Raw genomic sequence first — 22,866 nt, forward strand, 5'->3', positions numbered from 1 at the left:
GCCATTGCGATGCGCGTTGTTACAGTCAGTGCGTCGTTGTCGTGAGGCAGTCGTGAATCACGTCGTACATAAAACATCCAAAACAAAGGCCTAACCATGAAAATCAGATTCGTTGGCGCAGCAGTGATGGGGTTGCTGCTCGCGATTTCCGGCACAGCGCACGCCGATCGTCTCGACGACATCAAGAAGGCGGGCGTGCTGCGCGTCGCCACCTTCGACAGCAACGCCCCGTTCGGTTTCGTCGATCCGAAGACCAATCAGATCGTCGGACTCGACGTCGACTATGCGCGGGCGGTCGCAAACAAGCTCGGCGTGAAGCTCGAAATCCAGCCGACCAATCCGGCGAACCGCATCGCGTTCCTGAAGTCGGGCAAGGTCGACCTCGTGTTCGCGAACTTCACGATTACCGACGAGCGTAAGAAGGAAGTCGATTTCAGCACGCCGTACTTCGCGTCAGGTACGCAGTTCATCGCAAAGAAGGGCGTACTGACGTCGCCGCAGCAGGTGAACAGCCTGCGCGTGGGTGCGGACAAGGGCACGACGAACGAACAGCAGGTGCGCGCGCAATTCCCCAACGCGACGATCGTCGCCTACGACGACACGCCGTTCGCGTTCGCCGCGCTGCGCGCCGGCAACGTGCAGGCGATCACGCAGGACGGCCCGAAGCTCGTCGCGCTGCTCGCGAACGTGCCCGACAAGGCGAATTACGAGATCCCGCCGTTCACGATTTCGAACGACTATGAAGGCGTCGGCGTGCCGAAGGGCGAGACGCGTCTGTTGAACGTCGTCGACGATACGCTGAAGGGCCTCGAAGCGAACGGCAGCGCCGCGAAGATCTACGACCGCTGGTTCGGACCGCAGAGCCGCGCGCCGTTGCCGCGTCTGTTCAAGATCGGCGATCCGCAGAAGAGCTGATCCGACGGAAACTTTAGAGCCGGCCTGCCGTGTGAAAACGGCGGGCCGCTTTTCATTGCGCAACGAAAGCGCTCGAGTAGAAGGGCAGAATGAACGGTTGGCTGGAACCGAAGTACCTTGGGTGGATCGCGCATGGCTTTCTGATGACGCTCATGTTGTCGGCCTGCGCGGGCGCGGCGGCGACGTTCGCCGGTTTCGGGCTCGCGCTCGCGCGTAATGCGCGCAACGGTATGCTCGCGCGTGCGGCCGCGCTATACATACTGGCGTTTCGCAATTCGCCGTTGCTCGTGCAATTGCTGTTCTGGTATTTCGGTGCTGCGACGCTTTTGCCGCAGCCGTGGATGGAATGGTTCAATGCGTCGCACACGGTGTCGCTATTTGGCTGGACGATTGCGTGGCCGTCGTTCGAATTCGTCGCGGGCTGGGTCGCGCTTACCTGCTATACGACCGCGTTCGTCGGCGAGGAATTTCGCGCGGGTATGCGCGGCGTCAAGGATGCGCAGCATCAGGCCGCCGCGGCGCTGGGGCTCACGCCGCTCGCGGCGTTCCGTTACGTGATTCTCCCGCAGGCGATCCGCATCGCGACACCGCCTCTTGCCGGGCAATACATGAACCTCGTGAAGAACTCGTCGCTGGCGATGACGATCGGGCTCGCGGAACTGTCGTATGTATCGCGGCAGGTCGATACGGAAACCTTCAAGACGTTTCAGGCATTCGGCGCGGCGACGGTGCTCTATATCGCGATCATCGCGGTTATCGAAGTGGTGTTGCTGGTGTGGAAACGCGGCGGTGCGCGGCGCGGCAACGCGCGGCTTTTGCAGGGAGGGCATTGATGAGCGAGCTCGAATGGCTGCCGACACTGCGCTATCTGCTGCTCGGCACGTTCCCCGATGGGCCGCTCGGCGGCGCGGCGCTGACGGTGGTGATGTCGATCGTCTCGGCGTTGCTGTCCGCTCTGGTCGGTCTCGCCGGCGGCATCGCATTGTCGATGACGCGCGGCGCCGCGCATCTGGCGCTCACGGCCATTGTCGGCTTCTTTCGCGCGATCCCGGTGCTGATGCTGATCTTCTGGACCTTCTTCCTGATGCCGATACTGCTGCACATCGACGTGCCCGGCCTCGCCACCGTGGTTTGCGCACTCGCGCTGATCGGTGGCGCGTATCTGTCGCATTCGGTGCAGGCAGGCATCGCGGCGGTCGGCGCGGGACAGGCGCAAGCGGCGGCGTCACTCGGAATGACGCGCTGGCAGGCGCTGCGATACGTGCAATTGCCGCAGGCGATACGGATCATGATGCCGTCGTTCGTCAATCAGTGGGTCACGCTGATCAAGGACACATCGCTCGCTTATATCGTCGGCGTGCCCGAATTTACGTTTCTCGCCAATCAGGTCAATAATCGGCTGATGGTGTATCCGGTGCAGATCTTTGTGTTCGTCGGCATCGTTTATCTGCTGCTGTGTTCGACGCTGCAGTACGGTGCGACGTGGTTGCTGAAGCGCCGCTTTCGTTCGGGTCATGCGGCGAACGGCGAAACGAAGATCAAATGGCAGTTTCCGTTTGGCGTCTAGCCGCAACGGCTAGAAGGCCGTTACTTGCGCGAGCGAAGCAATGAGTTCAACCCTTACGCCGAGCAACCCGATTCGCAGTGAAATCGATCTGGACGCTCAGGGCAAGCATGCGGGCTATCTGCGGCTGCCGCATTCCGTGCATCGGTCCGCGTATGGCTGGCTGCCGATTCCGATCGCTTCGATACGCAACGGCGCGGGCCCGGTCGTGCTGATCATGGCGGGCAATCACGGCGACGAGTACGAAGGACAGATCCTTGTGTCGACGCTGATCCGCGAAATCGACGCGGCTGAGGTTGCCGGTCAACTGATCCTGTTGCCGCAAGCGAATGCGCCGGCGGCCGAGGCGGGCCTTCGCACGTCGCCGCTCGACGACGGCAATCTCAACCGCACGTTTCCGGGCGATCCGCAAGGTTCTCCGACGCAGGTGATCGCGCATTACATCGAGCATGTGTTGCTCGCGCGCGCGGACTATCTGATCGATCTTCATTCCGGCGGCAGCTCGCTGCTTTATCGTGGCAACAACATGCTCGCGATCGATCCGCGCGACGACGCGGAGAATGAGCGGCTGCAACACGCATTACGCGCTTTCGGGTTGCCGAACGCCTTTTTGCATGCGGAAAACCCGGTGCATGCGGCGACGGCTGCGCGCCGGCAAGGGGCGCTGTCGATCACCGCTGAGCTCGGCGGCGGCGGAACCGTCGATGCGGCGTTACTCCGCGAAGCCCGCCACGGCCTGCTGCACTTTCTCGGCGCGATCGGCGCATTGAGCGGTCCACTCGTGCCGGAGGCGCCGCCTGCCGACACGCGTTTCCTGCGCGTCGCGGGCGCGCGTCACTACGTGTACGCGTACGACAACGGTCTTTTTGAGCCGCTGGTTGAACTCGGCGAGCGGGTGGTCGCAGGGCAGCCCGCGGCGCGCATTCATTTCCCGGACACACCGCTGAAAGCGCCGGTGACCTGTCATTTCGCGAGCGATGGCGAAGTCGTATGCAAGCGGGTGCCCGCGCTTGTCAGGCGAGGGGATTGCCTATTTCATCTCGCGGAGGAATGGGTCCGCTGAAGCGGGCGGGGCGCATTCGGATCGCTTGACGCTGTCTCGAGCGCGGCACGCACCTGGCGGTCGTGCGATAGCGAGTTGCACGCGCAAAGGCCGCTTCGCGTCGCCGGGCGGGCATTCGCGCGAAGATGCCAGCATTCTGCTGCTAATTGGAACAATGCCTTCGAATACTAGGGGTTAACCCTCGGGCGGAAGGCTCCTAGACTTTCGGTGTTGGTGCAGACACGTTGTCGCACCGCTAACGAAAGTCGATGGAGAATCATGAAGTCCCTCATACAAGCCGTTGCAGTTGCCGTTGCAGTCGTAGTGCCGGTTGCCTCGTTCGCCCAGTCGAATGGCCCGATTACCCGCGCCCAGGTGCGCGCGGAACTTGTTCAGCTTCAGAAGGCGGGTTATCGCGGTGGTGATGGGGATCAAGCGCACTATCCCGACGCGATCCAGGCCGCGGAAGCGAAGGTCGCCGCGCAGCAAGTTGCAACAAACGGTGGTTACGGCGGTGCCGCAAGCGGTTCGTCGGACGAAGGTCGGCCGGCAGTGTCGAAGGCTGACTGGGACGCGATGTACAACCATCCGTAACTTGACGGTGCTGAGCGCTCGAGCGCGTGTGCACGGTTTCGGATTTTGCAGGGCCCCTCCGCGCTCTACGTCGTCGCGGCATCGACGACGACCAGGGGGCGTCGTCGAGGTCGGGTTTAACGTCTGTATCCCGCGTTCATTGGCGCTCACGCACGTTAAAGAGACGGCTGCAACGGGTCTTGCATTTACTGCCTCGTGCGATACCACCGCCATAGCTTCATGATCGCCGCATAAGCCAGCGCCGCCACGATCAGTTCGATCGTCACCCAGACCACGAAATAGAAGTCCGTAGGGTCCCGCACGCCGAGCCAATCGGAAGCCGCCCAATATGCGTTCGACTCGCTTTCTGTCCACACATTGTTTGGCGGGACACAGCGAACCGACAGCAGAAACAACGAAATGAACAGCCCGATCTTGAACAGCCCTCGGAACCGCTTGCAATGCGTGCCTTTCTACTGGCTCAAAGCGACATCAATGGTCCTCATAACAAAACTGGATGGTATCCCCGTGATCCTTGCCGTCACACCAGTTTGATCGATGTCGGGTCCGCGGTCAGATAACCGACCGCCGAGCCGAAGCGGTTCCGGTAGTTCGCGCGTACGAGCGGATCGAGCGTGGCCTGCACTTTCGAATGCAGGGAAGTCCAGTCGCCCGCATGTTGGAAATTGCTCATGATGTAGGTCCAGCCATTGATTTCATCGACGGCATGCAATCCTGTCGACTCCGCACCGGCCGGACACGACAGCACGCGCGACAGCGCCTTCGTGTCGACGTTATATGCCCACAGGAAATTGTTGACATGCATGCCGCTGTCCTCACCGATGAACAGAGTACGCAGCTTTTCCGAGAACTTCAGGTTGTCCGGATTCGCGATCTTCTCCGGATTCGCGGTATTACCGAGGCTGTCCGCACTCGCCAGATCTTCGCCAACCAGTTCACCCGGCGCGGTCATATCGATGGGAACCCATTCGCTGTCGATCGCGGCGCCATCGAGATCGCGCTGCCCGCCCTTCATATTCAGCGCGTAGACGGCGCCCGATGAAATGCCCTTGTCGAGCGCGATATCGGTCGAATGGTCATTGCCCCGCACCATCGACGCCGTGATCTGCGACATCGCCGAATACAGGATCTTGTCTTTCGCGTTGACCGTCGTCCCTTCGAGTTTCGTAAAGCCCATGCTCGCGCCGCGCAGTGCGGCGTAGCGGTGCGTCTCCAGAAATGCGGCGGCTTTCTCCATGCCAGGCTTCAGGCGGACCCAGTTGAATTTGCCGCCGAAGTGAATCCGGGTGAACGTCGGATCGGCAGGCGGGTTCTTCTCGTCGGTGACGATGTCCATGATGTCCGTGATCGTCAGCGTATCGGCGAGCGCCTCGATTTCATCGCTGGTCGCGTGACCGATTCTGAGCCACGTCAGCGTAGCAGCGCCGGCACCCGCCGACGAGCGTTGCGCCCACTTCGCGACATACAGCGTGCCCGCCGACAGGTCGGCTTCTTTGTCCGCGATGAACATGAACAGGCCGCCGTTGGTCGCGTCATCGCCCATCAGCACGGTGCGCTTGTCGGGCATCACCTGAATCAGTTCATGCGAAATGCGGCCGAGGCAGTAATGCTTCTTGACCGTACCCGTGCCGTCAGGATGCACGGTCACTTCCGGCAGATGGCCATAGTGATACGGCCGCGCCGCCGATTTGCTGCCGTACAGGTTAAGGCTGTACGCCTGGAACTGCGTGTTCGTCGCGATGGTCGCGGCATCCGGTTCGTACTCTTCGCTCGACAGATGCGTATTCCACGGCGACAGGCTCGCGCCGCACGTGATCCACAATCCATGCGCGCTCGACGTATCGACGTTCGAATAGCTGACCAGCGTGAGCTTGCCGGTCGTCGGGTCCTGATCGAGCGTCAGCACGGCAATCGGCGACGGCAGCTTGCCGTACATGTCGCCCGCGGCTGTTTCCGTCTGGTCGCGCGTCGCGTATTCGAACTGCACCACAGCGAACACCGCGTTCCCCTTGACGCCCTTCACCACCGGCTTGTCGAGCCGGATCAGCGAGGTGCCGTCCGGGCAGTCGGAGAAAAACTGGCGCTCCTTGGCCGGTACCGACGTGTCCATGATCGGCTGGTTGTTGATGTCGAAATAACCGCCCGCCACGATCACGCCGCCCGTCGTGTTCGCTACCGTGTCGCCCGTCACGAAGAACGGCTGATACGCGAGTTTGTAGGTACGGCTGCTGCCGTCGCTGTACTGCGTGGTCAGCGTCGATCCGACCGTGGTCGCCGCCATCGCAGCAGGATTCGCGAGCGTAGGCGCTGCCATCCCGGCGAACGACGCTGCCGTGAAGGTCGCTTCCCTGGCGGCGGGCGTGTTGCTCCCCGCGAGGTCGTTACTCCCGCCGCAGCCCGTGAGAAGCGTCGTCCCGGCACACGCGCCGAGGGGCAGCATCGGCGCGCCTGCGATGATCCTGAGAGCCCTGCGGCGTGAGTAGTCGAATGATTGCACCATGTTCTCCTGGTTCCTTGTTGTGGGGTGTACCCGGGACTCAGGATCGGGATGACCATGGCGCGCCGGATTGACGCGTTACTTTATGGAATGAATATGAAACGTATTTGACAGCCGCTTGTAATGTTTTCGGCAAAGTGCTGTCACGGTGTGTCGACCGGAGATCGCGCCGCGTGCCGACGTAGGTCGCCGGAATTGCTGGCGCGTACGTTTGCACGCATCTCGACGTGACATGGGCGTTGCGCTACGCAATTGCAGCGCGTTTGTCGCGATCGCAGCCAATCGCGAGACCAGATAAAGATAGAGAAATTGCTTGGTTAGCGGCCACGCGGCTGCACGCTATCGTATGAGCTCCTGACTATCCGACGACCTCGCGTCGATCGTTCATGAGCACTCTCGTCGTTGATACCACGCCACTCGATCCCCGTGCGCAACCGCTGCTCGACGCGCTGCTGCACGAATACGCGACCCGCTACGAAGATTACCGAAAGGACGGCGGCGCGGCCGCCGCGCAGGAGATGGCGCGCTATCCGGCCGACCTGTTCGCACCGCCGCACGGCGCATTCATTCTGCTGATTCGCGACGGCGAGACGATCGGCGGCGGCGCGTTCAAGCGCTACGACGCGCGCACCGCGGAACTCAAACGCATCTGGACGCGCGACGATCTGCGCCGCCAGGGACTCGCGCGACAGGTCGTGCAGGAACTGGAAGCGCGTGCGCTCGCGCAGGGCTACTCGCGCATCTATCTGACTACCGGTTTCAAGCAGCCGGAAGCATGGGCGCTTTACGAACGCACCGGCTATACGAAGTTGTTCGATACCGCGTTACCTCCCGAAGTGCACGTGCATCTTCGCTTCGGCAAGAACCTGCTCGCGCCGCAACGCATCGACACGCTCGACGACCTGCGCGCGAAAGACGCCGATCTGGCAGTCCGCTAAACGCTGCACTCCTATCTCCTCACACTTCGACGGATATCACATGAAGACAGGTCTACAGTTGTCGTCGCTCGTATTGGCGGCCATGTTCTATGTCAGCGGCAACGCGCTTGCCGCGACCGGTTTCGATCTCAGTCCCGACCAGCACGGCCGCGTTCGCGCCGAACAGGATGCAGCCGCGACGAAGGCGGTGCCGGCGAACTTCCCGTTCGTCGCGAAAGACGAACTGACCGTCGGCATCGTCGTCGCGCATCCGCCGATCAGCACCTATGCCACCGATGCGAAGACCGTGGTCGGCTTCGATCCCGATCTCGCGCAACTCGTCGCGGACAGCCTCGGCCGCAAGCTCAATGTCGTGATCCTCGCGTGGCCGGACTGGCCGCTCGCGCTCGCTTCCGGCAAGGTCGACGCGGTGATCTCGAACGTGACGGTGACCGAGGAGCGCAAGGCGAAGTTCGACTTCTCGACCTACCGGCGCGACGAGGTCGGCTTCTTCGTGAAGACCGACAGCCCGATCAAATCGATTCGCGAACCCAAGGATGTCGCGGGACTGCGCGTGATTACCGACGCCGGCACGAACCAGGAAAAGATCCTGCTCGAATGGGACAAGCAGAACGTCGCGCATGGATTGAAGCCGATCCAGGTGCAGTACTACGACGACGATGCGGTCAAGTCGGTGGCGCTGCAATCGGGGCGTGCGGACGCGATCTTCAGCGTCAACGCGGCGCTGCTGTACGACTCGGCCACCCATGGCAAGACGCGCCAGGTGGGCACCGTCAGCGGTGGTTGGCCGCGTACCGCCGAAGTCGCGGTGACGACGCGCCGCGGCAGCGGTCTCGCCGCGCCGGTAACGATCGCGCTGAACGATCTGATCGGCAAAGGCCAGTATCGCGCGGTGCTCGAGCGCTGGAACCTCGGCTCCGAAGCGATCGACAAGGCCGCGACCAATCCGCCGGGATTGCCGAAATCCTGAGTGCGTCAGCGCTTTTTATCTTTCTTCGTCGATCTGCCATCCCATGACCTTTTCGCTATCGCTGCTGGATAAGAGTCCGATTGCCGCGGGTGCGAGCGCGGCCGAAGCGTTGCGCTTCACGGTGTCGCTCGCGAAGCGCGCCGAAGCGCTCGGCTTCAAGCGCTTCTGGATCGCCGAGCATCACGGCGCGCCCAACCTCGCGAGTTCGGCGCCGGAGATCGTCGTCGCGCATGTGCTCGCGCATACGTCGCGGATTCGCGTCGGCTCGGGCGGTGTGATGTTGCAGCACTACAGCCCGTTCAAGGTCGCGGAGACCTTCAGGCTGCTCGCGGCGCTCGCGCCCGGGCGCGTCGATCTCGGCATCGGCAAGGCGCCCGGCGGACTGCCGCAGACCACCCGCGCGCTGCAATGGCTGCACGACAGGAAGAACAAGCCCGGCTTCAACACGCAGCTCGCGCAACTCGATGCGTTTCTCGGCGCGGGCGTCGAACCGGACCATCCGCTCGCGGGCGCGCTCGCGTTTCCGGCTCCGCCGACGCTGCCTGAGCGCATTCTGCTTGGTGGCAGTCCGGATAGCGCGGCGCTCGCGGCCCGGCAGGGCTGGCAGTTCTGCTACGCCGGACACTTCAATGGCGATGAGGCGAACATCGAGCGCACCGTGCAGACGTACCGCGATGCGAGCGGCCGCGCGCCGCTGCTCGCGCTGTACGCGGTCGCCGCGGCGACGCGCGACGAAGCCGAGCGGCTCACCGGGCCGGTGCGCATCTACAGGCTGCAACTGGCCAGCGGCCAAAGCCTGAATCTGGCGACGGCCGAAGCCGCCGAAGAATACGCACGCCAGGCGGGCGCGAGCGGCTACACGATCGAAGAGCGCCATCCGCACGTCGTCAAGGGCACGTCCGACGATGTACGGGACCAGCTCGACGCATTGAGCCGCCGCTACGGCATCGACGAATTCGTCATCGATTCGCCGTTGCAACATTACCCGGCGCGCCTGCGCTCGGTCGAACTGCTCGGCAGCACGATCGAGCCGGCCTACGCGTGATCTCTCCAACGAACACTCAACGATTGGCGGACTATCCGATGAGCCATCGCAAACTCAATTTCGGCATCATGCTGCAGGGCGCCGGCAGCCATATGAATTCGTGGAAGCATCCGGCCGGGCCCGCCGATGCGAGCGTGAACCTGAAGTTCTTCGTCGATACGGTGCGCAAGGCCGAGGCACACGGCATCGCGTTCGCGTTCGTCGCCGATGGTCTGTACATCAACGAGAAATCGATTCCGCACTTTCTGAACCGCTTCGAACCGATCTCGATCCTGTCGGCGCTCGCGACGGTCACATCGAAGATCGGGCTCGCGGGCACCGTATCGACGTCGTACAGCGATCCGTTCACGGTCGCGCGCCAGTTCGCTTCGCTCGATCTGATCAGCGCCGGGCGCGCGGGCTGGAACGTCGTCACGACGCCGCTCGAAGGCACGGCGAAGAACTACGGCGGCTCGCATCCCGAGCATGCGCTGCGCTACGAGATCGCCGACGAATACCTGAGCGTCGCACAAGGCCTGTGGGATAGCTGGGACGACGACGCGTTCGTGCGCGACCGCGAGCGCGGGGTATTTTTCGAGCGCGACAAACTGCACACGCTCGATCACGAGGGCAAGTTCTTTCAGGTGGCTGGGCCGCTGAATATTCAGCGCTCGGCGCAGGGTCAGCCGGTGATTTTCCAGGCTGGCTCGTCGGATGCGGGCATCGCGCTCGCCGGCAAATACGCGGACGCGGTGTTCACGCATTCGGTGTCGATCGAGGAAACGCGCGCGTTCGCGCAGCGTGTGAAAGACAGCGCGGTCGAACATGGCAGAAGCCGCGACGACGTGAAGATTTTCCCCGGCATCAGCCCGATCGTCGGCGCGACACCCGAGGAAGCGGAAGCGAAATACCGCGCGATTCGCGAGCTATTGACGATCGACGAAGCGCTCGCGTACCTCGGCCGCTATTTCGATCACCACGACTTCACGCAGTATCCGCTCGACGAACCGTTCCCCGAGCTAGGGGAGATCGGCCGCAACAGTTTCCGTTCGACCACCGACCGCATCAAGGCGGAAGCGCGCAGGAAGGGCTCGACGTTGCGCGAGGTCGCGCTCGAAGTCGCGACGCCGCGCACGCATTTTCTCGGCACACCCGCGCAGATCGCGGACGAGTTGATCCGCTGGCTCGACGCCGGCGCGGCCGACGGTTTCATCCTCGGTTTCGCGGTGCAGGCGCAGGGTCTCGACGATTTCGTGCGCTACGTGGTCCCCGAACTCGAACGACGCGGGCGCTATGAGCGCACGTTGACTGGCTCGACGCTGCGCGATCATCTCGGCTTGCCGCGCAAGGCGAGCCGCTACGAGGCGTTAGCAAGGTTGGCAGACCCGGCAGACACGGCCAACGCGGCTGCCCTGGCCTGAGACCGCGGAGCAGACGACGATGAACGACACCGCTGAACTCGCGAATCCGCAACTCGCCGCCTCGCACGCCGAGACGTTGCGTGAGCGCGCCGACTATCGCATCGTGCCCGCGAAGAACCGCGCGCGGCTCGCCGGCACCGTGGCGGCCGTGGCGCTGATCGGCATCGTGCTCGAATCGGTCTTGGGCAATCCGCGCTGGGGCTGGAATGTTTTCGCTGAATGGTTTCTGTCCGAGCCGGTATTGTCCGGCCTCGGCCGCACGCTACTGTTGACCGCGCTCGGCGCGGCGTTCGGCTTCGCGCTCGGCATTCCGATCGCGCTCGCGCGCGTGTCGCGTTCGCCGCTGCTCGCGGGCTGCGCGTGGGCGTTCGTGTGGCTGTTCCGCTCGATCCCGCTGATCGTGCTGCTGTTGATCCTGAACAATCTCGGCTATCTGTACGAGACCGTTCACCTCGGCGTGCCGTTCACGAGCCTCGTCGTTTTCGATGTGCCGACCACCGAGCTGATCAGCCCGTTTCTCGCCGCGGTGCTCGGCCTGACGCTCAATCACGCGGCGTTTTCGGCGGAAGTGATTCGCGGCGGCATTCAGTCGGTCGACCACGGTCAGCTCGAAGCGGCCGCCGCGCTCGGCTTGCCGCGCGAGCGCCAGGCTCGGCGCATCGTGCTGCCGCAGGCGATGCGCGCGATCGTGCCCACCGCGTTCAACGATCTGATCGCGCTCGCTAAGGGCTCGTCGATGGTCTATGTGCTCGCGATGCCGGAGTTGTTCTACACGGTGCAGATCATCTATCGACGCAATCTGGAAGTGATTCCGCTGCTGATGGTCGCGACGGTCTGGTATCTGATCATTCTGACCGTGTTGTCGGCGATACAGGTTTATGTGGAGCGGCATTTCTCACGCGGCGTAAAACGTAGCGCGGTGCGGTCCGCTTTCCCTTTCGGCGGGCTGCTGAAAAGCGCGGGCATTCTGCGTGGCGGCGACGATGCGCACGTCGAGCCGCCTGGGGAAGCAAAAGACAATGCACGCGTAGGCGCTTCCCTGGATCAACGCTGGGCCGATCAACGCGACGGCGCGCGCATCACGATCCAGCAGGTATCGAAGAGCTTTGGCACGCTGAAGGTGCTCGACAACGTGTCGTTGACGTTGCGTCCCGGCAGCGTCACCGTGATTCTCGGTCAATCGGGCTCCGGCAAATCGACGCTGCTGCGCACGATCAATCATCTGGAGAGCGTGGACCGTGGCCTGATCGATATCGACGGCGAGCTGATCGGCTATCGACGCGACGGCGATACGCTGTACGAGCTGAAAGAGACAGAGATCCTGCGACGCCGCGTCGAGGTCGGCATGGTGTTTCAGAGCTTCAATCTGTTCCCGCATCTGACCGTGCTTGAGAACATCATCGAGGCGCCAGTCGCGTTGGGACGTCTGTCGCGCGCGGAAGCAGAGAGTCTTGCGCTCAGTCTGCTCGCGCGTGTCGGTCTCGAAGCGAAGGCGCATGCGTGGCCGCGTCAGTTGTCGGGCGGGCAGCAGCAGCGCGTGGCGATTGCGCGCGCGCTGGCGCTCAAGCCGAAGGTGCTGCTGTTCGACGAGCCGACCTCGGCGCTCGATCCCGAACTCGTCAACGAAGTGCTCGACGTGATCAAGGCGCTCGCGCGTTCCGGCACGACGATGGTGATCGTCACGCACGAGATCGGCTTTGCGCGCGAAGTGGCGGACACGATCGTGTTCATGGATCGCGGACGCGTGATCGAGTCGGGCCCGCCCGCGCAAGTATTGAACGAACCGCGCCATGCGCGCACGCGCGAGTTTCTGTCGCGCGTCCTGTGAATGCAGACTGATCCCTATCAATGACCAATCGACGTCAATTCATTCTCACCGGTACGGCGCTCGGCGCGCTGCTCGTGCGCAATGCGCTCGACCTGGCACACGCGGCGCAGGCGCCGCACGGCACCGTGGACCTGAGCCCTGAGCAGCCGGGACGCATTCGCGTGCCGAAGAATCCCGCAGCGATCGCGGCTATCGGCAATCACTACCGCTTTGCGAACGACGGCAACTTCACGGTCGCGATTTCGCCGCACCTGCCGCCGACCGCGACCTATGCGACCGATGCGCGTACCGTCGTCGGTTCCGATGCCGACTACGCGCAACTGATCGCCGATTCGCTCGGATTGAAGCTGAACCTCGTGCCGATCGCATGGGCCGACTGGCCGCTCGGCCTCACCTCGGGCAAGTACGACGCGGTGATCTCGAACGTCGGCGTGACCGAGCAGCGCAAGGAGAAGTTCGATTTCACGACCTATCGGCAAGGACTGCACGGCTTCTACGTGAAAACCGCGAGTCCGATCAGGAAGATCGCGCAGCCGCAGGATATTGCGGGTCTCCGGCTGATTACGACCTCGGGCACGAACCAGGAAAAGATCATCCTCGAATGGAACCGGCAGAACGTCGCGAAGGGCTTGAAGCCGGTCGAGTTCCAGTACTTCGACGATGACGCCGCGAGCCGCATCGCGTTGCTATCGGGCCGCGCCGACGTCGTATTCAACCCGAACGCGCCGCTTGCCTACGATGCGGCCACGACCGGCGCGATCCGCGAGGTGGGTACCCTGAACGCCGGCTGGCCGGCGCGCGCGGACGTGGCGATCGCCACGCGCAAGGGCAGCGGCTTGATGGATGCGCTGACGGTCGCGACGAACGGACTGATCGCGAATGGCGCCTATCAGCGCTCGCTCGCGCACTGGGGCATCGAGTCGGAAGCGTTGGCGCGCTCCGAAAGCAATCCGCCGGGTCTGCCGAAGTTCTGAGGCGTCGAAAGTCATTGCAGCATCGGGTTTATCACTCCAGCAGATAACCGTATCGGATTTGCTTCGTTGGCATCGCGCGCGCGGGCCGGTACATTCGTCGCACTGACCGCGCCGTTAGGCGCCCGCTGAATAGTTTCGACGAAGAGACGCCTGTGACGACCACCGCCGCTGCTTTTACCGCTCCCGCTGCCCCGGCGCAATCCTTCGAGATTCGCCCGTTCGATGCGCCGCTCGGCGCCGAAGTGCTCGGCCTCGACCTCGGCCAGCCGCTCGCCGACGACGATTTCGCGCGCATCCACCGTGCGCATCTGGCCCACCACGTTCTCGTGTTTCGCGACCAGCGCATCACGCCGGAGCAGCAGATCGCGTTCAGCCGCCGCTTTGGCCCGCTGCAGATTCACGTGCTGCATCAGTTTGGCCTGGCAGGCTATCCCGAGGTGCTGGTCGTATCGAACGTGATCGAGAACGGCAAGCCGATCGGTCTCGGCGACGCCGGCCACTACTGGCACTCGGACCTGTCGTACAAGGAAAAGCCGAGCCTCGGCTCGTTGCTGCACGCGCAGGAGTTGCCGGCCGAAGGCGGCGATACGCTATTCGCGAACATGCATCTGGCGTGGGATACCTTGCCCGCGCATCTGCGCAGCGCAGTGCAAGGGCGCAGCGCGGAGCACACCTACCTGGCCAAATACGCGGAGTTGCAGAAGCGCAGCCCGTGGCGGCCGAATCTGTCGGCCGAGCAGATCGCGCAGGTGAAGCCGGTCGTGCATCCGATCGTGCGCACGCATCCGGAGACGGGGCGCAAGGCGCTGTTCGTCAGCGAGCACTTCACGACGCGCGTGATCGGTGTGCCGGAAGACGAGAGCCGCGCGTTGCTCGACGAGCTGTTCGCGCACAGCGTGCGGCCCGAGCATCTGTACCGGCATCGATGGGCCGAGCACGACATGGTGTTCTGGGACAACCGCTCGTTGATGCATCTCGCCGCCGGCACGCCCGACCATCTGCGCCGCAAGCTGTATCGCACGACGATCGAGGGCGACGTGCCCCGCTGAGCGACGCTTTCCATCACAACGACACCCATCACACCGCACGCCGACTGGAGTTTCAATGCTGAGCCGATTTCACCCGACCGCCGCACGGCCGTCGTTTGTCCGCCGTTTGACGGCTGTACTGCTGAGTCTGTCGATGGGCGCCGTCGTCAGCGCTCCCGCGCATGCCGAGGGCGAGATCCGCGTGGCCGAGCAGTTCGGCATCGTGTATCTGCTGCTGAACGTGGCGCGCGATCAGCATTTCATCGAGAGCGAAGGGCGCAAGCAGGGTCTCGACATCAAGGTCGATTGGGTCAAGCTGTCGGGCGGCGCGGCGGTCAACGACGCGTTGCTGTCGGGCGCGGTCGATATCGCCGGCGCGGGCGTCGGCCCGCTGCTGACGATATGGGATCGCACGCACGGCAAGCAGAACGTGAAGGGCGTCGCGTCGCTCGGCAATCTGCCGTACTACCTGGTCAGCAATAATCCCGACGTGAAGACGATCGCGGACTTCACGCAGAAGGACCGCATCGCGCTGCCGGCGGTCAACGTGTCGGTGCAATCGCGCGTGCTGCAATACGCTGCGGCGAAGCGCTGGGGCGACAAGGAATACAACCGGCTCGACAAGTACACGCAGGCGTTGCCGCATCCGGACGCGGCCGCGGCGATCATCGCGGGCGGCACTGAAATCACCGGGCATTTCGGCAATCCGCCGTTCCAGGAGCAGGAACTGGCCGGCAATCCGAAGGCGCATATCGTGCTCAATTCGTACGATGTACTCGGCGGCCCGAGCTCGGCGACGGTCCTCTATGCGACCGAAAAATTCCGCCACGACAACCCGAAGACCTATCGCGCGTTCGTCGATGCGCTCGCCGATGCGGCGAAGTACATCTATGCGAATCCGCAGGGCGCGGCCGATATCTATATCCGCACCAATCAGTCGAAGATCGATCGCGACCTGCTCGTGAAAGTCATCACGAACCCGCAGGTGCAGTTCAAGATCGTGCCGCAGAACACGTTCGGGCTCGCGCAGTTCATGTATCGCATCGGCGCGATCAGGAACGAGCCGTCGTCGTGGAAGGACTATTTCTTCGACGATCCGGCGACGGCGGCGGGGAGCTGAGCATGACGTCGCGCGTTGTCGTGGCGCTGCGCGGTACGCGTCAATATTCGCCGGTTGATCCGGTTTACTCGCAGGGAGCGCTTTGATGGTGGCCAATCCCACGCTTCTCTTTCCCGATGACGCCGCACGGAACGCCGCGGCAACCAGCGGCAAACTGCTCGCGGTCGAGAACGTGAACCTCGAGTACCGCACGCGCGAGCGGATCGTGCGCGCGACGCACGACGTCAGCTTCGACGTCTACGGCGGCGACCGCTTCGTGCTGCTCGGGCCGTCCGGTTGCGGCAAGTCGACACTGCTGAAGGCGGTAGCCGGTTTCATCGAGCCGAGCGCGGGCAGCATTTCGCTCGACGGTCAGCGCGTGCGCGGACCGGGCGCCGATCGCATCGTCGTGTTTCAGGAGTTCGACCAGTTGCCGCCGTGGAAGACGGTCGTGCAGAACGTCGCGTTTCCGCTGCGCGTCGCGAAGAAGCTGTCGAAGGCCGAAGCTCATGAACGCGCGCTGCATTACCTCGATAAGGTCGGGCTCGCCGCGTTCGCGCACGCATATCCGCACACGTTGTCGGGCGGCATGAAACAGCGCGTCGCGATCGCGCGTGCGCTCGCGATGCAGCCGCGGGTGCTGCTGATGGACGAACCGTTCGCGGCGCTCGACGCGCTGACGCGCCGCAAGATGCAGGAAGAACTGCTGCGGCTATGGGAAGAGGTGAACTTCACGCTGCTGTTCGTCACGCATTCGATCGAAGAGGCGCTGGTGGTCGGCAACCGGATTCTGCTGCTGTCGCCGCATCCGGGCCGCGTGCGCGCGGAACTGAACAGCCATCAATATTCGCAGGACAGCTTCGGCCGCGCCGATTTTCAGCGCAGCGTCGCGCGGATTCATCACCTGCTGTTCGAACAGACGGAGACCGTGCAATGAGTACGCCTGTCACGTTGCTGCCGCCCGTGCGCGACGAATACGAACGTCCGCTCGAAGCACCCGGCGACCTCGCGATCGAAGCGCCGTTGCCCGCGGCCAGGCGGATCTTCGCGCACGGCTGGCTGCGTAAGACGCTGATCGCGCTCGTACTGATCGCCGCGTGGGAAATCGCCGCGCGCGTGATCAACAACGATCTGCTGCTGCCGACCTTCGGCGCTACCTTGACCGCATTCGTGCAAGGCGTGTGGTCCGGCGAACTGCTCACGAAGACGGCGGTATCGATGTCCGTGCTGCTGCGCGGCTATCTGCTCGGCGCCGCGTTTGCGTTCGTGCTGACATCGCTCGCGGTATCGACGCGCGTGGGCCGCGATCTGCTGTCGATGCTGACCGCGATGTTCAACCCGCTGCCGTCCATCGCGTTGCTGCCGCTCGCGTTGCTGTGGTTCGGGCTCGGCACCGGCAGCCTGCTGTTCGTGCTCGTGCATGCGGTGCTGTGGCCGCTCGCGCTCAATACCTATTCGGGCTTTCAGTCGGTGCCCGCGACGCTGAAGATGACCGGGCGCAATTACGGTCTGACGGGCCTGCGTCACGTGCTGTTGATCCTCGTGCCGGCGGCGCTGCCGTCGATCCTGGCCGGCCTGCGCGTGGGCTGGGCATTTGCATGGCGCACGCTGATCGCCGCGGAGCTCGTGTTCGGCGCGAGTTCGGGCAGCGGCGGGCTGGGCTGGTACATCTTCCAGAACCGCAACGAGCTGTATACGGATCGCGTGTTCGCGGGGCTCGCGGCCGTGATCGTGATCGGCCTGCTGGTCGAGCATCTCGTGTTCGATACGCTCGAACGCGTGACCGTGCGGCGCTGGGGCGTGCAGCAGTAACGCGTTGCGTCTACTGGAATTCGCGCTTCGCGGCGGCGGCGCGAGCGCTTGGGTGCGGTGCGCGTGGCCGTCGGATCGCATCCTACGTTCGGGTGCAAATATCCGGTTGCGTCCGTCGCTGTCGTGAACTACAAATGTAAGGCTACGCGCTGGCTCGATTTTTGGCGGGCCGGGCTTCCGTTCAAAACCGTTCAGAACGACAGGGAGAGTGCCGTCATGGGAATGCGCCCCGATCCTACCTTTCATGCATCGCCGAAACTCGCGATGGATGCGCCGGCGGAAGAATACGCGTACACGGTGCTGCTAAGTCCGGATTCCTCGCAGCCCGACGCGCTCGCCGTGATCGACGTGAAGCCCGGTTCGCCGACCTATAGCCAGGTGGTCCACACGGTGCCGGTGCCGAACAAGGGCGACGAATTCCATCACTTCGGCTGGAACGCGTGTTCGTCCGCGCTGTCGCCATTGACGGGCCACGCGTTTCTCGAGCGACGCTATCTGATCATTCCGGGTATGCGCTCGTCGCGCATCTATATCGTCGATACGAAACCGCATCCGACCCAGGCGAAGATTCACAAGATCATCGAGCCAGAGGAAATCTTCCGCAAGACCGGTTATTCGCGTCCGCACACCGTGCATTGCGGACCGGAGGGCATCTATGTGAGCACGCTCGGCGGTGGCGGCAAGGACGGCACCGACGGGCCGCCCGGAATCTTCATCATGGATTGCCAAACGTTCGAGGTGCTGGGACGCTGGGAAATCGAGCGCGGCGCACAAGAGAAGCATTACGACTTCTGGTGGAATCTGCCGCGCGATTACATGGTCTCGACCGAATGGGCGTTGCCGCCGCAATTCGAAAACGGCATCGTGCCTGAAGACCTGCTTTCGAACAAATACGGCCACCGCGTGCACTTCTGGGATCTGCGTGCAAGGCGCAACGTGCAGACGCTCGATCTCGGCGCGAACCATCAGATGGCGCTGGAAGTGCGGCCCGCGCACGATCCGAGCCGCGAGTACGGATTTATCGGCGTCGTGGTCGATACCACGAATCTGGAGGGGTCGATCTGGACCTGGTGGCGCGAAGGCGGCCACTTCCACATCGAAAAGACCGCGACCATTCCGCCGGAGCCCGCGCACGCCGACGAATTGCCGCCGTTGCTGCAAGGTTTCGGCGCGGTGCCGCCGCTCGTCACCGACATCGATCTTTCGATCGACGATAAATTCCTCTACGTCTCGTGCTGGGGCACCGGCGAGATGCGCCAGTACGACGTGACCGAACCGCGCAAGCCGAAATTGACGGGCTCCGTGCGCATCGGCGGAATCGAACGTTGCACGCCGCATCCGAACGGCAAGACCTTCGCCGGTGGCCCGCAGATGGTCGAGATCAGTCGCGATGGCAAGCGCGTCTACTGGACCAACTCGCTCTATTCGACGTGGGACGACCAGTTCTATCCGGATGGTGTGCCCGGCGTGCAAGTGATGGCGCATGCCGATCCGAATGGGGGTCTCAAACTCGCCGAAGATTACTTCGTCGAATTTCCCGCCGGCTATCGCGCGCACCAGATCCGACTCGAAGGCGGCGACTGCTCGACCGATTCTTTCTGTTATCCGTCGGTGGGCGTTTGAGCGGCGCGGTGTCGCCGCAAGCGGCACTGTGGCTCGCCGTCGTCGCGAGCGGCGTGTATCACGGGGTCAATCCGGCAATGGGGTGGCCGCTCGCGGTGTCGAACGCGCTGATGCAGCGGCGCTCGCAAGCGCTGGTCGTCGCGCTTCTCTATCTCGCGGCCGGGCACGCGCTCGCGATACTGCTGATGATGCTGCCATTCGCGATGCTTGCGAGCTTGCTTGCGTGGCAGCGTCAGATGCAGATCGGCGCGAGCGTGCTGGTGATCGGCTTCGGTCTGGTGTTGCTGATGCGCCGCCGCCATCCGCGCGTGCTGGCGCGAATTCCGCCGTCGCGGCTCGCGCTATGGTCGTTCGCGGTGGCGATCGCGCACGGGGCCGGCTTGATGCTGGTGCCGATCTATCTCGGTCTGTGCCGCGCCGACGCCATGGACAGCGCGCACAAAGCCGCCCAGACGCTGATCGAAACGAGTTTGCGCATGGCGCTGTCGGTCTCCGCGGTGCATGCAGCGACGATGACGATGGCCGGCGGCGTGCTCGCGTGGCTCGTTTATCGCTACCTCGGGCTCAGGTTCGTGTCGCGCAGCTGGTTCAATCTCGATGCGGTGTGGGCGTCGAGTCTGATTCTGGTAGGGGGTGTGTCGCTGGCGTTGAATGCGTCGGCAACGGGGGTTTCCGGGTGATTTCGACGAACGCGGGCACAGCGTATGCTGCGCAGTTTCGGTGCAGGAACGCCATTGCGTGCGGGTCCTGATTTTTCCTTTCGTCATCTACACCCGGAGAAGATCATGCCGCTGAAGAAAGGTACATCGAAAGAGACCGTGTCGCACAACATCAAGACCGAGACGAAGCATGGCAAGCCGCACAAGCAGGCTGTCGCGATCGCATTGAATCAGGCGCGCAAGTCGGGCGCGAAGATTCCGAAGAAGAGCGAGAAATAAGCTGCTTCGGCACGCGCGGTCTACCCATGACCGACAAACCGCAGAAAAAGCGCGCGCATGGCGACGCGCAATCGGAGCCAGCGGATGTCGAACCCGATCAGCATCCGGCGAAGCTCGGCGATTGCCGCCGTTGCGCGCTCTGGCGCAACGCGACTCAGGCCGTGCCCGGCGAAGGGCAGCGGCATGCGTCGATCGTGCTGGTCGGCGAGCAGCCCGGTGACATGGAAGATCTGCAGGGCAAGCCCTTCGTCGGGCCGGCCGGCGCGTTGCTCGATAGAGCGCTCGAACAAGCCGGCGTCAAGCGTAACGACGTATACGTGACGAACGCGGTCAAGCATTTCAAGTGGATTGCGCGCGGCAAGCGCCGCTTGCACAAAACGCCCGCTCAGCGCGAAGTCGAAGCGTGCAGCTACTGGCTCGAACAGGAACTCAACATGCCGGATGTGCGCGTGGTCGTCGCACTCGGGGCGACCGCGCTGAAAGCGGTTGTCGACGATCCGCACGCGCGTTTGCAGGATGCGTTCGACAAAACGCTCGAACGCGGCGAGCAGCGTGTGGTCGCGACGTACCATCCGTCGTATGCGCTGCGCGCGCCGGACCCTGAAACCCGCCGCGAGGTGTACGAGCGCATCGTCGCGGCGCTGCGCACCGCGCAGAAGCTGGCGCACGGCGGCAAGCGATCAGGGTAATGCTGGCGCTTGCGTCGCCTGGATTCCGAGGTCTTTCATCAATCGTTGCGCGTCGAACGGCGCCCGCGCTTTTACGTCATTGTCGAAGTAGCAGTAGACGTCTCGCGCGGCCCGGCGGCGCGGCGCGAGTTGCGGCGCGATCAATCGCGCGTCGGCCGGTTGTGAGCCGCCGCGCCATGCATCGATTCGCTCGGCCCATCGTTGCAAAGCTTCGTCCCCATATGAACCCGAGTATTTGGCTTCGCTGCCGTGCAGGCGGATGTAGACGAAGTCCGCCGTCAGATCTTCGGCGACGGGCCACGGTTCGGTGGAATCGGAAACGACGAGCGCGACGCCGTATTGCCGCAGCAAGGTCACGAACGCCGGATCGACGAAGCTCGCGTGGCGCACTTCGACCGCGTGACGCAACACCCGCTTGCGATCGATGTCGACGTAGGGCGTCTTGACGCGCTTATCGTGTTGACTGGCGAGCGCCGATGCGCTCGCGGTGTCGGGCGGCAACTCGCGCAGAAAGCGCTCCATTGCGCCGGGCTCGAATCGGAAGGACGGCGGAAATTGCCACAGGATCGGACCCAGCTTTTCGTTCAACGCGAGCAGGCCCTGCGCGAAGAAGTTCGCGATGCCGACGCGCGCGCTCGCATCGCGAAACCGCAGCATATGAGTCAGATAACGCGCGCCTTTGATGCCGAACACGAAGCCGTCAGGCGTTTGCGCATACCAGCGCCGCCAGCTATCGAGCGATTGAAGGCTGTAGTGCGTGCCGTTGATTTCTATCGTACCGAACAGCGCCGACGCGTACTGCAATTCCGCTGCATGTTTCAGATCCTCGGGGTAAAAGCTGCCGCGCCAACCTTGATAGCGCCAGCCGGAAATGCCGATACGCGCAACGCCGGACTTCTTCATTCGCGCGTCGAGTGTGGCGTGCGTCATTGAATCCGCGCGATTTCCTTCGCGACCGAGGCCGGGCTGTCGAAATTGTGATCGGGCAGCCGGTCGACCAGATCGACGATGTCGGTATTCGCGTGATTCTTGCGCGCCTGCGCGACCAGCTTTTCGCGCGTGGTCGGGTAATTCACGCCACTGAGTGCTTTTTCGATGTCAGCGGGATTCGGCTGGCCGGGGTGACGATGATCCTGCGAATGAGCGGGGTGCTGTGACATGGTTCCTCCTTGAGTGAGTACATCACGACTATGCGCCTATCGTTACTTGTCGCATATGTCGTGCCGCGGCTCGCGGGCTCGTTGAGGAATGCGGCTTGCGGTCAGCCGGAAACGCAGCGCCGCTGACACACGACCTTTCAAGGAGAAGGCTCATCATGAGCACGATGCTCGCTTATCGCATTCACAGCTTCGGCGGTCCCGAGGTGTTCAAGGCCGAGACGATCGAGATCCCCGAGCCAGGCGCCGGCCAGGTGCTGGTGCGCGTGCGCGCGGCCGGCGTCAATCCGGTCGACCTGAAAACACGCTCGGGCCAGTATCCGTTGATCCGCGAAGAACAGCTGCCCTATACGCTGGGGCGCGATTTTTCCGGTGTGGTCGAGCGGGTCGGCGAGGGCGCCGCGCAGTGGCGCGCGGGCGAGCAGGTGTATGGCTTCGTTGGCCAGGGGCAGGGCGCGTACGCGGAATTCGTCGTCGTGCCCGCGAGTGCGCTAGCGCACGCGCCGGAAAAACTGGACGCGGGGACCGCGGGCGCCGTGCCGCTCGCCGCGCTGACCGCGTGGCAGGGCCTGTTCGAGCACGGCTGCCTCGAAGCGGGTTGCCGCGTGCTGATTCACGCGGGCTCGGGCGGCGTTGGACATTTCGCCGTGCAGTTCGCCAAGCAGAAGGGCGCGGAGGTGTACGCGACGGCGTCCGGCGATGGCATCGAGTTCGTGCGCTCGCTCGGCGCGGATCGCGTGATCGACTATCACG

24 protein-coding genes are annotated in these 22,866 nt (G+C 63.5%); 20 read left to right on the forward strand and 4 right to left on the reverse strand.

Annotation, left to right across the window (positions count from 1 at the left end):
• Window positions 1-96 precede the first annotated feature (96 nt).
• From AB3X89_RS27815 to AB3X89_RS27835, 5 genes are all read left to right on the forward strand, one after another.
• The gene (locus AB3X89_RS27815) at window positions 97-915 is read left to right on the forward strand and encodes an ABC transporter substrate-binding protein (RefSeq protein WP_368586153.1); all 819 of its coding nucleotides are present in this window, start codon (window positions 97-99) and stop codon (window positions 913-915) included.
• Between the two features lie 89 nt (window positions 916-1,004).
• Window positions 1,005-1,748, forward strand: coding sequence for an amino acid ABC transporter permease (locus AB3X89_RS27820; protein WP_368586154.1), 744 nt, complete (start codon window positions 1,005-1,007; stop codon window positions 1,746-1,748).
• Window positions 1,748-2,482 carry an amino acid ABC transporter permease gene (locus AB3X89_RS27825; RefSeq protein ID WP_368586155.1) on the forward strand — a complete coding sequence of 245 codons (735 nt, stop codon included), beginning with the start codon at window positions 1,748-1,750 and terminating at the stop codon, window positions 2,480-2,482. The genes AB3X89_RS27820 and AB3X89_RS27825 overlap by 1 nt, the downstream gene beginning before the upstream one ends.
• A 40-nt stretch (window positions 2,483-2,522) precedes the next feature.
• Entirely contained in the window at window positions 2,523-3,542 is a 1,020-nt protein-coding gene (locus tag AB3X89_RS27830) for a succinylglutamate desuccinylase/aspartoacylase family protein (RefSeq protein ID WP_368586156.1), read from the forward strand.
• A gap of 258 nt (window positions 3,543-3,800) precedes the next feature.
• Window positions 3,801-4,115 (forward strand): DUF4148 domain-containing protein, encoded by a 315-nt coding sequence (locus tag AB3X89_RS27835; protein ID WP_368586157.1) that lies wholly within the window; start codon window positions 3,801-3,803, stop codon window positions 4,113-4,115.
• A gap of 185 nt (window positions 4,116-4,300) precedes the next feature.
• On the opposite strand, the gene AB3X89_RS27840 is transcribed toward AB3X89_RS27835, so the two are convergent.
• A complete protein-coding gene (locus AB3X89_RS27840) occupies window positions 4,301-4,537 on the reverse strand; it encodes a hypothetical protein (protein ID WP_368586173.1) in 237 nt (78 codons plus the stop codon).
• A gap of 98 nt (window positions 4,538-4,635) precedes the next feature.
• Entirely contained in the window at window positions 4,636-6,615 is a 1,980-nt protein-coding gene (locus AB3X89_RS27845; RefSeq protein WP_368586158.1) for a PhoX family phosphatase, read from the reverse strand.
• Window positions 6,616-6,998: 383 nt separating this feature from the next.
• Between AB3X89_RS27845 and AB3X89_RS27850 the strand changes: the two genes are divergently transcribed.
• The 14 genes from AB3X89_RS27850 to AB3X89_RS27915 all read left to right on the forward strand — a co-directional run bounded on the left by AB3X89_RS27850 (window position 6,999) and on the right by AB3X89_RS27915 (window position 20,956).
• Window positions 6,999-7,550 (forward strand): GNAT family N-acetyltransferase, encoded by a 552-nt coding sequence (locus tag AB3X89_RS27850; RefSeq protein WP_368586159.1) that lies wholly within the window; start codon window positions 6,999-7,001, stop codon window positions 7,548-7,550.
• 82 nt (window positions 7,551-7,632) lie between these two features.
• Entirely contained in the window at window positions 7,633-8,520 is an 888-nt protein-coding gene (locus AB3X89_RS27855; RefSeq protein WP_368586174.1) for an ABC transporter substrate-binding protein, read from the forward strand.
• Window positions 8,521-8,563: 43 nt separating this feature from the next.
• Complete coding sequence (locus AB3X89_RS27860; RefSeq protein ID WP_368586160.1) at window positions 8,564-9,565, forward strand: LLM class flavin-dependent oxidoreductase; 1,002 nt, start codon at window positions 8,564-8,566, stop codon at window positions 9,563-9,565.
• 38 nt (window positions 9,566-9,603) lie between these two features.
• Window positions 9,604-10,965 (forward strand): LLM class flavin-dependent oxidoreductase, encoded by a 1,362-nt coding sequence (locus AB3X89_RS27865; protein ID WP_368586161.1) that lies wholly within the window; start codon window positions 9,604-9,606, stop codon window positions 10,963-10,965.
• Window positions 10,966-10,984: 19 nt separating this feature from the next.
• Window positions 10,985-12,793, forward strand: coding sequence for an amino acid ABC transporter permease/ATP-binding protein (locus tag AB3X89_RS27870; RefSeq protein WP_368586162.1), 1,809 nt, complete (start codon window positions 10,985-10,987; stop codon window positions 12,791-12,793).
• A 20-nt stretch (window positions 12,794-12,813) separates the two neighbouring features.
• Window positions 12,814-13,767 carry an ABC transporter substrate-binding protein gene (locus tag AB3X89_RS27875; protein WP_368586163.1) on the forward strand — a complete coding sequence of 318 codons (954 nt, stop codon included), beginning with the start codon at window positions 12,814-12,816 and terminating at the stop codon, window positions 13,765-13,767.
• Between the two features lie 152 nt (window positions 13,768-13,919).
• A complete protein-coding gene (locus tag AB3X89_RS27880; RefSeq protein ID WP_368586164.1) occupies window positions 13,920-14,816 on the forward strand; it encodes a TauD/TfdA dioxygenase family protein in 897 nt (298 codons plus the stop codon).
• A gap of 55 nt (window positions 14,817-14,871) precedes the next feature.
• The gene (locus tag AB3X89_RS27885; RefSeq protein WP_368586165.1) at window positions 14,872-15,915 is read left to right on the forward strand and encodes an ABC transporter substrate-binding protein; all 1,044 of its coding nucleotides are present in this window, start codon (window positions 14,872-14,874) and stop codon (window positions 15,913-15,915) included.
• Window positions 15,916-16,000: 85 nt separating this feature from the next.
• Window positions 16,001-16,831 carry an ABC transporter ATP-binding protein gene (locus AB3X89_RS27890; RefSeq protein ID WP_368586166.1) on the forward strand — a complete coding sequence of 277 codons (831 nt, stop codon included), beginning with the start codon at window positions 16,001-16,003 and terminating at the stop codon, window positions 16,829-16,831.
• Window positions 16,828-17,706: an ABC transporter permease gene (locus tag AB3X89_RS27895; RefSeq protein WP_368586167.1), complete on the forward strand. Its 879-nt coding sequence runs from the start codon at window positions 16,828-16,830 to the stop codon at window positions 17,704-17,706. Before AB3X89_RS27890 ends, AB3X89_RS27895 begins: the two co-directional genes overlap by 4 nt.
• Before the next feature lie 216 nt (window positions 17,707-17,922).
• Entirely contained in the window at window positions 17,923-19,329 is a 1,407-nt protein-coding gene (locus AB3X89_RS27900) for a selenium-binding protein SBP56-related protein (RefSeq protein ID WP_368586168.1), read from the forward strand.
• Window positions 19,330-19,337: 8 nt separating this feature from the next.
• Window positions 19,338-20,009 carry a hypothetical protein gene (locus AB3X89_RS27905; RefSeq protein WP_368586169.1) on the forward strand — a complete coding sequence of 224 codons (672 nt, stop codon included), beginning with the start codon at window positions 19,338-19,340 and terminating at the stop codon, window positions 20,007-20,009.
• Window positions 20,010-20,114: 105 nt separating this feature from the next.
• A complete protein-coding gene (locus tag AB3X89_RS27910; protein ID WP_176107560.1) occupies window positions 20,115-20,267 on the forward strand; it encodes a DUF6496 domain-containing protein in 153 nt (50 codons plus the stop codon).
• Between the two features lie 26 nt (window positions 20,268-20,293).
• Complete coding sequence (locus AB3X89_RS27915) at window positions 20,294-20,956, forward strand: UdgX family uracil-DNA binding protein (RefSeq protein WP_368586170.1); 663 nt, start codon at window positions 20,294-20,296, stop codon at window positions 20,954-20,956.
• Here AB3X89_RS27915 and AB3X89_RS27920 read toward each other — a convergent pair.
• Together AB3X89_RS27920 and AB3X89_RS27925 are read right to left on the reverse strand one after the other, a co-directional pair.
• Window positions 20,948-21,859: a DUF72 domain-containing protein gene (locus AB3X89_RS27920; RefSeq protein WP_368586175.1), complete on the reverse strand. Its 912-nt coding sequence runs from the start codon at window positions 21,857-21,859 to the stop codon at window positions 20,948-20,950. The genes AB3X89_RS27915 and AB3X89_RS27920 overlap by 9 nt on opposite strands.
• Before the next feature lie 23 nt (window positions 21,860-21,882).
• On the reverse strand, window positions 21,883-22,116 hold the full coding sequence (locus AB3X89_RS27925) for a DUF2795 domain-containing protein (protein ID WP_176107563.1): 234 nt from the start codon (window positions 22,114-22,116) through the stop codon (window positions 21,883-21,885).
• A 155-nt stretch (window positions 22,117-22,271) separates the two neighbouring features.
• On the opposite strand from AB3X89_RS27925, the gene AB3X89_RS27930 reads away from it, so the two are divergent.
• Window positions 22,272-22,866 (forward strand): NADP-dependent oxidoreductase (locus AB3X89_RS27930; protein WP_368586171.1); only part of this gene is annotated, 595 nt, incomplete at its 3' end.

Source organism: Paraburkholderia sp. BR14320, assembly GCF_040948665.1.
In the GTDB taxonomy this organism is placed as follows: domain Bacteria; phylum Pseudomonadota; class Gammaproteobacteria; order Burkholderiales; family Burkholderiaceae; genus Paraburkholderia; species Paraburkholderia youngii.